The sequence below is a fragment of the Arthrobacter sp. YAF17 genome (genome assembly GCF_052113365.1).
In the GTDB taxonomy this organism is placed as follows: domain Bacteria; phylum Actinomycetota; class Actinomycetes; order Actinomycetales; family Micrococcaceae; genus Arthrobacter.
Genome location: NZ_JBFRDB010000004.1, coordinates 28,524 through 40,994 on the forward strand (window position 1 = coordinate 28,524; position 12,471 = coordinate 40,994).

A 12,471-nucleotide genomic window follows, 5' to 3' on the forward strand; every position below is an offset into this window, starting at 1 on the left:
AGGATGGCCCCTGGACGCGAGAGTGCCGCAACCCCAACAAGAAGCTGGGTTCCGAACTTTGGGGATGCTGCGCAACCGCGTGGTTCCGCCTGGGTCAGTCCGCTGTTACGGAACTCCCGGGAAGGGGAGTGCCGGCATCGCCGTGGCTCCGGGCCTTAGGTTAGAAAACCAGGACGCGGGCTGAAGGGTCAGGAGGCAGTCGGGCCGAAATTTGGGCGCGGTTCAGCGACAGAGGCCGGGGTGGCGGCGGTGCTATACATCCATCCGCTAGTCAAAGTAATCATTTTTCCCAACCTCCTTTTCTGTTTTGACGTGGCTCCGGCTGACTGGCCGGGCGACGCGCGCCTCGACCCCGGCAAGACGCTCTGGGGTCAGAAATAAAAATACACCACAAATGCCGCACTTGACTACAGCATTCATAAACTTTCTTGAAGTTATTTTCTAAACCGCATTCACAGGCCCCAGCGGACAACTGCCGGGGTCTTCTTATCCCAGCCCAGCGTGCACACTTTCGCGGTTCCCAGGACGAAATGCCGGCCCTCGTGGGGATCGAGCCCCAGCCACCGGGCGGTGAGGATCCGGGAGAAGTGGCCATGGGCTACGACCAGCACGTTGTCCAGGCCCGATTCCAGCACCCGTGCCACGATCTTGTCCGCGCGCGCGGCGACGTCGTCGAGGGCTTCGCCGTTCGGCACGCCGTGGGTCCAGATCAGGTATTCCGGATTGTCCTTGCGGATGAGGTCCGAGCTGATGCCCTCGTAGTCGCCGTAATCCCACTCGACCGCGAGCGGCTCCAGCTGGGCGTCGGGGAAGCCGGCCAGTTCCGCGGTCCGTCGGGCCCGCCGCAGCGGGGACGTCAGCACCAGGTCAAAGTCGACGGCGTCGAGCACCTTGCGTGCCTCCACGGCCTGCTGCTCACCCTCCACGGTGAGGGGGAGATCGGTGAGGCCGGTGTACTGGCCGCTCTTGGACCATTCAGTTTCGCCGTGCCGCAGGATCCACAGCTGCGGGCGGGGGGCGTTGGTAGGTGCAATCACTTAGGACTCCTCAGTTGAGAGCGGAGCGGCGGACTCGGGCTGTGCCGCCCACCATTCGTGCAGTTTGGCTTCGGCCTGGGCGGGATCCAGCGGGCCATGCTCCATCCGTTCCTCCAGGAGGAACTTGTAGGCACGTCCGACGACGGGTCCGGGCTTGAGGCCCAGGAGTTCCATGATCCGGCCGCCGTCGAGGTCCGGGCGGACGGCCTCCAGCGATTCCTGCTCACGCAGGGCCGCGATCCGCGCCTCGAGGTCGTCGTAGGCGAAGGCGAGCCGCTCGGCCTTGCGCTGGTTCCGGGTGGTCACGTCCGAGCGGGTCAGCCGGTGCAGCCGCTCCAGCAGCGGGCCGGCGTCGGTGACATAGCGGCGGACGGCGGAATCGCTCCAGCCCGCGTCGCCGTAGCCGTAGAAGCGCATGTGCAGTTCCACCAGCTTGGCCACGGCCTTGGTGGTCTCGTTGTCGAAGCGGAGCGCCTTCATCCGTTTGGACGTCAGCTTCGACCCGACCATGTCATGGTGCCGGAAGCTCACGGCGCCGCCCGGCTCGAAGCGGCGCGTGGCGGGCTTCCCGACGTCGTGCATCAACGCCGCGAACCGCAGCACGAAGTCCGGTCCCGGCACGGCGCCGTCGGCATCCGTTTCGAGGGCACCGGCCTGCTCCAGGACCTGGAGCGAATGCTGGTAGACGTCCTTGTGACGGTGGTGTTCATCCGATTCAAGGCGCAGGGCGGAGACCTCGGGCAGCACGAAGTCGGCCAGCCCGGTGTCCACGAGCAGGTCCACGCCGGCGCGGGGGTGCGCCGCGCAGATGAGCTTGACCAGCTCCTCGCGGACGCGCTCCGCGGAGATCATGGTGATCCGTTCCGCCATCCGGGACATCGCGGCGCGGACGTCCTCGTGCACCGTGATGCCCAGCTGGGCGGCGAAGCGGGCGGCGCGCATCATCCGCAGCGGATCGTCGGAGAACGAGGATTCCGGGGCGCCCGGGGTGGCCAGGACGGAAGCGTGCAGGTCGCGGACACCGCCGAACGGATCCACGAGCTCCAGCGCGGGGAGCCGCAGTGCCATGGCGTTGATCGTGAAGTCGCGGCGCAGCAGGTCATCCGTCAGCGACTTCCCGAACGCAACCACCGGTTTACGGGAGTCGGGATCGTACGCCTCGGCGCGATAGGTGGTGATTTCGATCTGGAAACCGGCCTTGCGCATCCCGATGGTGCCAAAGGCGCGCCCGATCTCCCAGTAGTTGTCAGCCCACTTCCTGATCAGGGAAACCGTCTGGTCCGGTGTGGCGTCGGTGGTGAAGTCCAGATCGGGGGATACCCGGCCCAGGAAGAGATCACGCACCGGCCCGCCCACAAGGGAGAGTTCATGGCCGGCGTCGACGAACCGCTGCCCCAGCTCCAGAACCACAGGGTCTACCTGGAAATCAACGGTGTGCGAGTCAGTCTCGTGATGTACGTGCGCCATAGTTTCTTAAGCTTGTCAGAAATCCCGGCCAGCACCACACCGAATCCCCCGAAGTCCGGCCGTTGTCACCCGAACGCGGGGGCGGCGCGGGCGATCCACTTTCCCGGCCGTCCACTTTCCTGCCATGTTTAGGTCATCAAGTGCAGACAAGAGTCGTTAGAGTGGACTTCATGGCCCATCCCGTACCGAGCGCTCCCGGCAGGAGGACAAACGCACCGTTGCCGTCGGCAATAGGTGCCAACGTCGCGCCGGTGCAGCACTCCGGACAGGCCTCCCTCCCCACCGTGGAGGAAGTCTCCGCCGGCGGCGTCGTGGTTGACACGTCCGACGCCGAGCTCCGGGTTGCGATCATCGCCCGACTCAATCGCGGCGGACGGCTCGAATGGTGCCTGCCGAAGGGCCATCCGGAGGGAAAAGAAAGCAACGAGGAAGCCGCCGTCCGCGAAATCGCGGAGGAAACCGGCATCGAAGGCAAGATCCTCGCGCCGCTGGGAAGCATCGACTACTGGTTTACGGTCAGCGGACACCGCGTCCACAAGACCGTCCATCACTACCTGCTCCAGGCCACCGGCGGCGAACTGACGATCGAGAATGATCCCGACAAGGAAGCTGTCGACGTCGCCTGGATCCCCATCAATGAGCTCGCCCGTAAGCTCTCCTTCCCGAATGAGCGCCGCATTGCAGACCTCGCCAAGGAAGTCCTGCCCGATCACCGCTAGGGCCACGCAGGCCCCCTTAATCGACCCCGATGGCGCCTTAAGCAGTGCCCGGGTGAGACGATGAAGACGATGTCATCAGCCAAACCCACCCCAGCGCACTCCGGCCCCGCCGATTCCAATGCTGTCCAATCCGGAGAGGTCCGTTCCAGCGCCATCATGGCCGCGGGAACGCTGGTCTCGCGTTTCCTGGGATTCGCCAAAACCTGGATGCTGGCGGCCGCCCTCGGGTTGGGCTCCACCGTCAACGACACGTTCATCAACGCGAACAACCTGCCGAACCTGATCTTCCTGCTCGTGGCGGGCGGCGTCTTCAACGCGGTCCTGGTGCCCCAGATCATCAAGGCAAGCAAGGCTCCGGATGCGGGAGCGGACTACATCAGCCGGCTGCTGACGCTTGCGGTGCTGGTGCTGCTGACCCTCACGCTGGCGGTGACGCTGCTGGCGCCGTGGGTCATCGAGCTGACGACGCAGGGCTACTCCCCGGAGCAGAAGGCCCTCGCTGTGTCGTTCGCGTTCTGGTGCCTTCCGCAGATCTTCTTCTACGGGCTGTATGCCCTGCTGACCCAGGTGCTCAACGCCCACGGCGCGTTCGGGCCCGCGATGTGGGCGCCGATCCTGAATAACATTGTCGCCATTACCGGCCTCGGCATGTTTATCTGGGCCTTCGGCGCCAACGCGACCAACCCCCACACCCTCGACACCTGGGGTTCGACCCAGACCTTCCTGGTGGCCGGATTCTCGACCATCGGTGTGATTGCCCAGACCGCGATCCTCTTGATCCCGGTGTTCAGGCTCCGGCTCGGCCTGCGCCCACGCTTCGGCTGGCGCGGGGTCGGACTGGGCCAGGCCGCCAAGCTGAGCGTCTGGACCCTGGCGACGGCCGCCGTCGGACAGTTGGCATTCCTTTATGTCATGCGCATCGCCACGATTCCGGGTGCGGAGCGGCTCCGCCTGGAACAGGCGGGGGATCCGGCCGCGGACACGATGCCGGGCAACGCCGTGCTGGAGGTCGCGAGCCAGCTTTACCTGCTCCCACACTCCATCATTGCGCTGTCGCTGGCCACGGTGCTGTTCAACCGGATGACCCGGGCCTCGCAGGCTGGGGACCGGGCTGCGCTGCGCAGCGCGCTGTCCCACGGGTTGCGGACCATGGCTGTGGCCACGGTGTTCGGGGCGCTGGCCTTGTTTGCGCTGGCCGGACCGCTGGGTATGTTCTTCTCCGGCGGAGTGAAGCAGGACGGCGCCATGCTGGCCCAGACCCTCACCATCCTGGCCCTCAGCACGCCCTTTATGAGCGCCAACTTCATGATGTCCCGCGTGTTCTACGCCAACGAGGATGCCCGGACGCCGTTCTTCATCCAGCTGGTGCTGGCCACGGTGAATGTGGTTGCCGCCTTCACCATCCAGTTCCTGCCTTTCGACCAGATCATTTTCGCCATCGCCACCCTCTACACCGGCGGCAATATCCTCTCGGTGATTGTCAGTGCGGTCTTCCTGCGCCGGCTCCTGGGACACCTGGACGGCCCGCGGATTGCCAACTCCTATATCCGGATGGGTTACGCCGCGCTGGGTTCGGCCCTGGCCGGGGCGGGGGCTTTGTGGCTGCTGGGAAGCTACAGCCCGGACGGCTTTGCCTGGAGCACGCCGATCGCGGCACTGGTGACGATCGTCGTCGTCGGGCCCGTCATGCTGGCGGCGTACCTGCTCCTGCTCAAGCTGTTCCGGGTGACCGAACTGAGCGACCTGCTGCAGCCGCTGCTGGGCCGCCTGCGCCGGCGGGGGGCTGCCGGGCCTGCGGCCGGGGGCGGTCCGGAAGGTCCAGCCGTGCCCCGCACAAGGCCGGAACGTGCCACGGTCTCGGTGGACACCGGACTCATTCCGAGAATTTCGGGGGAATTCGACGCCGCCTCCTTCCGTGCTGGGCCGGACCTTGGAGAACAGGACGAGCGGGCCGGACGCGTCGGACCGGAGGGCGGCTACCTGCCTGCCGAGGATCTGCCCAGCACCGCTGAGGGCGGCTTGGGCCGGGGGGATGTCCCGCTGCCCGGGCGCCGAACGTACCAAGGACCGGCCGGGCACAATCCCCATTTTCCGTTTGGCGGCAAGAAGAAAAAATAGCATCCGGCAGGGTTAGCAGCGCCGTGTTTCCGCGGCGCGGACACTGCATCGGCTAGGATCGAAGACTAACAAGGGGAGTTGCAGACCAGGGGTCCACCGGCTTACCGGAGGACCTGTGGTCACTGATGAAGTGATCAGTTCGGCAACTCCCGGACAGTCTAGGAGGAGCCCGTGTCCCACCCGATCGATGTCGGATCAGTACTAGGTGGCCGTTACAAGGTCACTGCCACCGTACTGACCTCACATGACCAGGATCTGGTGCTGGACGGTGTGGACCAGGTACTGAACCGTGCCGTGAGCATCCTCGTGGCCGGACCCGGCAACGCGGATCAAGTGGCGCAGAGTGCCAGGGAAGTCGCCACCGGTGAGCGTCCCGGCAACGTGCAGATCCTCGACCTTGGGGTCAGTGAGGCGACGACTTACCTCATCACTAACCACACCTCGGCCGCCGACCTGCTGGACCTAGTTGTGTCCTCCAACCCGCCCTACATCGAACCGTTCTTCACGGACACACTGGGCAGCGAAATCTTCGGCCAGGCGCGTTCCCAGGAACCCGAAACCTACGACGGCCTCTACGACGAGGAAGAAGTCGACGCCGACTACATCAACTACGGACGGAACCAGCCCGCCGCCCCTGCATCCGGTGCCGCTCCGGCTGCACAGCCGGCTTCGCCCGCACGCGTGCCTTCGCGTCCGGGGACCTCACCCGCTGCCGGTGCGGCTGGCGTGGCTGCCGCCGCTGGCGCCGGTGCTGCTGCAGCGGCGGCGTCCTCGAAGGCAAAGTCCCCCGAGACTGCACCCCAGGAAGCCACCCCCCATGTGACGGCGCCCCAGCCGGTGCAGGGAGGTACCTCCGGTTCCGGTGCAGCCGTCTCCGGGCCGCCGGCTCCCGCCGAATCGCCCAAGGTTTCACTGTGGTCCGACGACGACTACGGTCACACGGACGACGAAGACCGGCAGACCTCGCACCAGGGCCATACCACCAAGTCCGCCGCCCTGGCCGGTGCCGGCGCCGCGGACCGGGCCCCGGGATTCTTCCCTGGTCCGGCCCGAAGCGGCGACTCCGCGGAGGATGACGAGTACTACGGCAAGGATGACGAGCCCCGGCGCGAGCCCCGCTCCATGCGCTGGCTGGTGGGCGGTCTCCTGGCGGCGGTCCTCGTGGTGGGCCTGGTTCTTGCTGTCACCAATCTTGGCAGTCTCTTCAAGGCCACGCCGCAGCCCAACGCCGGCGGCAACACCTCCACCAGTGCCCCCGGTGCGACTTCGGCAGAGCCGTCCGCGACCGGCAGCCCTGCGCCGGTCACCGGTCCGCCCGCCATTGAGGGCGTCACGCGACTTGGCGACTTCGATTTTGCCGGAACCTACGACGGCGATCTAGTCAAGACCTTCGACGGCAACGCCGCCAGCTATTGGTCGGACATGGAATTCGCCAATGAAAACTGGGGTGGCTTTGCCCCCGAGGGTGTCCCGCTGGTGGTCAAACTGAAGACACCGGCCGAGATTTCCTCGGTGACCCTGAGCCAGTTGGGGGCCTCGGGCGGCAGCATCAGTGTGTTCACCAACGACCGCCCGTCCCTGGACGGCGCCAAGCAGGTGGGCAGCAACAGCTTCACCTCCCCGGATCTGACGATGCCCCTGCCGGAAGCCGTCAAAGCGCAGTATGTCATCGTCCAGATCAAGAGCCTGCCCAAGCTGGCGGCGCCGAAGACGCGCTTCGGATTTGGCTTGCGTCTGGCCGAAATCAAGGTCCAGTAGCTGGCCCGTAACCCAGGCAGTAACCCCGCAGTCCTCGGTGCCAAAACGGTACCCTGAGTGGTGGCGTCCTCCCGTGACGCCCCGTCCGACCGGAATATTCAGCGCCGTACAGTAGTTGTGCCATGTGGCCGGCTACCACAGGCGGGCGCATCGACAAAGGAAGAGGTTCACCGTTCAGTGAGCAACGCAGAAAACACCGCGTCCGAAGTACGTGATGTCATCATCGTCGGCTCCGGCCCCGCGGGCTACACGGCCGCGGTGTACACGGCACGCGCCAATCTGAAGCCGCTGATGCTGGCCGGATCGGTAACCGCCGGCGGCGAGCTGATGAACACGACCGACGTCGAGAACTACCCGGGATTCCCGGATGGCATCATGGGCCCGGACCTGATGGAGAACTTCGAGAAGCAGGCCGCCCGGTTCGGCACGGAAATCCAGTTTGAGGACGTCACCGACCTGGATCTCGACGGCGACATCAAGACGGTCACGATCGGCTCGGGGGAGACATTCCAAGCCCGGTCCATCATTCTGTCGACAGGTTCTGCCTACCGCGAGCTCGGCCTGCCCAACGAGAAGCGCCTCTCCGGCCACGGCGTCAGCTGGTGCGCAACCTGCGACGGTTTCTTCTTCAAGGATCAGGACATCGTCGTAATCGGCGGCGGTGACTCCGCGATGGAGGAGGCACTCTTCCTCACCAAGTTCGCGAAGAGTGTCACGGTCGTCCACCGCCGCGATTCCCTTCGTGCCTCCAAGATCATGGCCGACCGCGCCCTGGCGCACGAGAAGATCAACTTCATCTGGAACAGCGGCGTCGAGGACGTCCTTGGACAGGACAAGGTCACCGGACTCCGGCTGAAAAACCTGGTGGACGGCACCGAGACCGAACTCGCCGTCACGGGCGTCTTCGTGGCGATCGGCAACGATCCCCGCACCGAACTCGTCAAGGGCAAGCTGGACTTGACCCCTGAGGGGACGATCGCCGTCGACGGCCGCACCTCCAAAACCAGCGTGCAGGGTGTCTTCGCCGCCGGTGACGTTATCGACCCCACCTACCGCCAGGCCATCACCGCGTCGGGCTCCGGCTGTGTAGCCGCCCTCGACGTTGAGCACTACCTCGCAGATTTCCACGCCTAAATCGGCGCGCAGCAACCAACCGAAGAGAGAGACAGGGCTATGAGCAACGCAAAAGACGTAACAGACGCTAGTTTCAGCACTGATGTACTGGCATCCGCCAAGCCGGTCATCGTGGACTTCTGGGCCGAATGGTGCGGCCCGTGCCGCAAGCTCGGGCCGATCCTCGACGAGATCTCCGTGGAGTACAGCGAGAAGGTGGACGTCGTCAAGGTAAACGTTGACGACAACCCCGCGATCGCGGCGCAGTACGGCATCACCTCCATCCCCGCCGTCTACTTGTTCGAAGGCGGAGAAGTGAAGGGCACCGTCATCGGCGCCCGCCCCAAGCAGTTCTTCGAGAAGGAATTCGCGGACGTCCTGTCCTAAGTTCCTCTATTGGTCAGCGGGCAACCGCTAATACCGACTTTGGGTGGCCTCACTTCCTGACCAGGAAGTGGGGCCACCTTTTTCGTGCGTAGTGTTCTGTCGGCCGGCACGCAGGACCGATGGTCCTAAGAGTCGTGGGTCGGCCGCGGAGCACGGGTCACAGTCGAACACGGTTGTTTTAGGCACTTGAATTGCCCTCTCCGGATCTGGTCGCATTGGCCAACTCACGATCGCACGGGCAGGGGAGACCCACAGCGGCTCACGCTCAGCGCCCGGCTCGCTTGGGGTCCTCGAAGACAGACGCCGCAGGAAGCGGTTGAGACCCCACGGGGGCCGGCCGATCTGCGTGCCTGTTTCACGTGAAACGACACCGTCTCTTTTCTGGCGATCCCCGCCTTGGCCGGAAGGCCAGGCAGATCGGGGGTTCTCTGTGTTTCACGTGAAACATTGCTGTCGCCGTTCGCCTCAGCGGACCAGCGCAGAAGCCGCCTCACAGCCGAAAAGACTAGTGGCCGCTTGGCCGCTCGTCTAATAGAACCGGGCTCGTTAGTCACCGGCTGCACAGCTCTGTTCTGGATCGGTCGTTGACAATTCAGGGTCAGCACAGATGCCGTCAACCGGAAAAGGCATACTTTAATGCAAACTCACTTGTTGCCAGACGTGTTTCAGGATATCGCAAGGACCTCCAACCGTGAGCGACCAGGATTCCCGCACAACATGTCGCATCTCACTCTGGAGTCACCGCGCATCCCTGATCGGGCCGTCGCGTGCCAAAGGAAGCTGCCAGCTGGGGGAGCTGCACCCAGCCAGTGAGGCCAGCATCAGGGCAGTGGGGCAATGTCCGCCGCCACAGCCCCCTAACTCGCATCGGCTCTCTAAGATGTCTTGCAGCAGCCGCCAAGCCCCAAGCCGCAACCAGCATGAAATCGATCACTGACACATGACTGCTCCGGCGGCTCGTCCGCAATGACACAAACACACGCGCCATGTTTCACGTGAAACTGCCACTCACGCGCGGGGGAAGGTAGAAGACCCAGGAATCGTGAACTCTGGACGAAGTCGGAATTTCGGTTCGATATATGAACCTTCTGTCCGCCGCCGCCGGGTAAATCAACCCAACATTCAGTCGTGTTTCACGTGAAACGGCGTCGACGGAAGCGATGCTCCTGAAAGCGCGGTTTGAGTAGGGAACTCTCAGAAGCAAGGCAGTGATGCGATACTGAACTCTCAGATATGGTCTTCTCATCCCAAGGTGAAATATCCGGAGGGGGCGCTACGCGCAATCCGTTAGTCTGGGGCCCTAGAGTCAGTTGCCGCAGACGCGAACCGTGCACGGTCCAAGCGTCCGCGGGCCGCCGTTCATCCGATACTTCATGCAGCCCACTCGGCTTATGGATAGGCCTCCCAGGGGCGCCGGACGTGTCAGTGTTTCACGTGAAACACAACCGAAAGCCCCAACGGCACCGTGCTAGCCACGACGTAGACTACGTTCCTGTTGGGATCCATGAGCCAACCAGTTCATAACTAGCCGCATCGAGGCCGCGATGGACTTTAGCGGCAGCACGTTGCAACCAGTCAAATGAACCGCTAAAGAAAGTAGTGAGGTTTGGGGGGCACGCGGAGCCGGTAAGCCATCAGCACGAAGATTCCGCAGCCTATACCGACAGGTAGCGCCCGCCACCCGGCCCAGCTGGCCACAGCCGGGCACACGGCACACACGACTCACCGGAGCGACCGCTCCGACGGAGCGCGAGGCAGCCCTGTCGTTGGCCCTAAACAGCGCACAACTACGCACTACATAGACACCTCCGCGGTCGGGCACTCCAGAACGCAGCCCGCTAGTCGGGTACACCGAACCGACACGTATCCCAACTAGGGACGGCATGTGCACTTGCATGCTTCTTCTGCAATGTTGGTAAGCGGCCAAAGGAAGCTGTTTGCCACCGCCTCGAGGGCGGACCACAGAGGCTGCATCCACGGCTCCTACGCGCAGTACCCTGAGGCGCAACGGCAGCCTGAAGGGCCGGCCGGGAAGGGGACGGGGCAGGTAGGGGAACAGAGGGTGCTCCACCGAGAGTTGGGCGGCGGCCTTTCGAAAGCACCGCCTTTCGTTCAGCGTGCTGTCTGCCGCCCGCATTTTGTGCCAGCCACCAGGTTCGAAAGCGCGGTCCCAGAACGCGCTTCGCATCCCAGCAGCAGATTCGGCCCCGCCTCAGGATCCAACATCCGGCTGCCTGGTGCTTGGTGCTTGGTGCCCACTCTCAGCAGCCACAACCCTCAAGATCCAGTCGTTCGCGTGATGCCGAGCGTGCTGGATCCACAGCATCTGCCGGCCCTCGCATGCGAGTCGGACTCCAAGAAGCAAATGGGCGCACCAGACAGTTGGAACGTATGACGCCCGGGCGTTGTCGCTGCCATCCCGCTAGCGTCGACTCTGGCTCCTTTATCACCGAACTGCAGCCATTCGATGACCGCCATCGGTTCGACCGAAAGCTCCCCTCTCCGTACCAGCGGGACAGTTTCCACAGGGTTCTCCACAGAAGTTATTCACATAGTTATCCACAGACAGTGAGGGATTCCTCACAGCTGAATATTTGGGTCGGGCGATGTGCACAGGGCAGGGATATTGTCCTCGCTCCGATGCACAGCTCAAGTCCGCCACTGACTTCAGTGGCCACCACCTGAGCCCGTGCCTGACTGCATCAGGTCTGGTCCACGAATTCGGTGATTTTCGACGCATAATTAACCAGCAACGGGGGATTTATGAAACACGGGCGGGTGTGAATCAATTCACTGAAAGAGCATCGAAATTGTTCCACGTGAAACGGTGTGGGCGCGAACGGTAGGGCGGGTGCTGGCGTCATCGTCCCGGCAGCGACATCGTCGGAGGTCAGTGACGTACGCGGCGTCCATCCACAAAGTAATCCACAAAGTTATCCACAGCGATATCCACCGGTCTATCCACCGGCCGTCATGACATCCTGCTAACGCCGGATCGGATGCTAGCGGACGAAGCGGGTCAAAGCAGCACCCCGAATCAAGACGAGCTTCGAACCGGGAGTCCCACAGTGGCGGACGAAGACTTGGTTCAATCCTCGATCTCGGACACCCAAACAGGCAGAGTCCCTGGCCCATCCTGCGCAGCACCGCTTCCGCTGGCGAAGGCGGAGTCCCACTGCGTCCCGGGTTCCCAACAGGAGGCGCCAGCCGGGCAACGCCGATGACTGGATGCGGGGGAGCACCCAGGGAGCACCAGTCTCGCCAGCGCGACAATTCCCAAGCTCGGCCTGTGTGACTGATGCCTGACTCGATGATCTGCCGCAGAATGAGCGCCAGCTACCCCATCCGGAGCAGGAGACACAGGTGGGGGGACAGGTGCCACTTTCGATCGACGATGGCCGAGCCCGGAGGCGGGGAGTTCCGCTGCTTCCAGGAACGCGAGGGAAGGTTCCGCTGCTTCTCGGAACGGGAGGAAGATTCCGCTGCTCCCAGGAACGGAAGCAAGATCCCGCAGCTTCCCAGAACGAACGGAGGCATATTCAGTCGTCTCTAAAATCCGATCGCAACGTGGATGCAAACGCCGCCCCGGCCGCGGCGATGTTCTGCCGTGTGGGGGCTGCAGCCGAGACCCTCACACTGTTCCCTTCACTACCAGCAATAAACACCACGTGAAGCCTAGTCCACTGACGGGCCGGCAGAACAGCGGTGACTACTCGCCCTCACTGCCCGGGAATCCCGCCTGCAGCACCCAGTTTGAAGCGGCTGATGTCCCTCGGCGCCGGCACAGTCCCAGTGCCCAGTGTCCTCATCTCTACTTCGGGCGAAGTCCGCCAACAGGAGGAGCAGGACTCATTGGAAAGATGCTACGCCCG

Annotated in this window: 7 protein-coding genes; 5 read left to right on the top strand and 2 right to left on the bottom strand. The window is 63.8% G+C overall.

Annotated elements, in window-relative coordinates; genetic code table 11:
- Positions 1–452 precede the first annotated feature (452 nt).
- Together AB4Y67_RS05240 and AB4Y67_RS05245 are read right to left on the bottom strand one after the other, a co-directional pair.
- Positions 453–1,037: a histidine phosphatase family protein gene (locus AB4Y67_RS05240; protein ID WP_441404732.1), complete on the bottom strand. Its 585-nt coding sequence runs from the start codon at positions 1,035–1,037 to the stop codon at positions 453–455.
- Positions 1,038–2,504: a CCA tRNA nucleotidyltransferase gene (locus AB4Y67_RS05245; RefSeq protein ID WP_441404733.1), complete on the bottom strand. Its 1,467-nt coding sequence runs from the start codon at positions 2,502–2,504 to the stop codon at positions 1,038–1,040.
- 170 nt (positions 2,505–2,674) lie between these two features.
- Between AB4Y67_RS05245 and AB4Y67_RS05250 the strand changes: the two genes are divergently transcribed.
- The 5 genes from AB4Y67_RS05250 (at position 2,675) to trxA (ending at position 8,599) form a co-directional block, all read left to right on the top strand.
- Positions 2,675–3,223: an NUDIX hydrolase gene (locus AB4Y67_RS05250; RefSeq protein WP_441404734.1), complete on the top strand. Its 549-nt coding sequence runs from the start codon at positions 2,675–2,677 to the stop codon at positions 3,221–3,223.
- A 69-nt stretch (positions 3,224–3,292) separates the two neighbouring features.
- Positions 3,293–5,341 (top strand): murein biosynthesis integral membrane protein MurJ, encoded by a 2,049-nt coding sequence (gene murJ / locus AB4Y67_RS05255; protein WP_441404735.1) that lies wholly within the window; start codon positions 3,293–3,295, stop codon positions 5,339–5,341.
- Positions 5,342–5,512: 171 nt separating this feature from the next.
- A complete protein-coding gene (locus AB4Y67_RS05260; protein ID WP_441404736.1) occupies positions 5,513–7,099 on the top strand; it encodes an ABC transporter substrate-binding protein in 1,587 nt (528 codons plus the stop codon).
- Positions 7,100–7,276: 177 nt separating this feature from the next.
- The gene (trxB, locus tag AB4Y67_RS05265) at positions 7,277–8,233 is read left to right on the top strand and encodes a thioredoxin-disulfide reductase (protein WP_441404737.1); all 957 of its coding nucleotides are present in this window, start codon (positions 7,277–7,279) and stop codon (positions 8,231–8,233) included.
- Between the two features lie 39 nt (positions 8,234–8,272).
- Positions 8,273–8,599 carry a thioredoxin gene (gene trxA, locus AB4Y67_RS05270; RefSeq protein WP_224048054.1) on the top strand — a complete coding sequence of 109 codons (327 nt, stop codon included), beginning with the start codon at positions 8,273–8,275 and terminating at the stop codon, positions 8,597–8,599.
- Positions 8,600–12,471 lie beyond the last annotated feature (3,872 nt).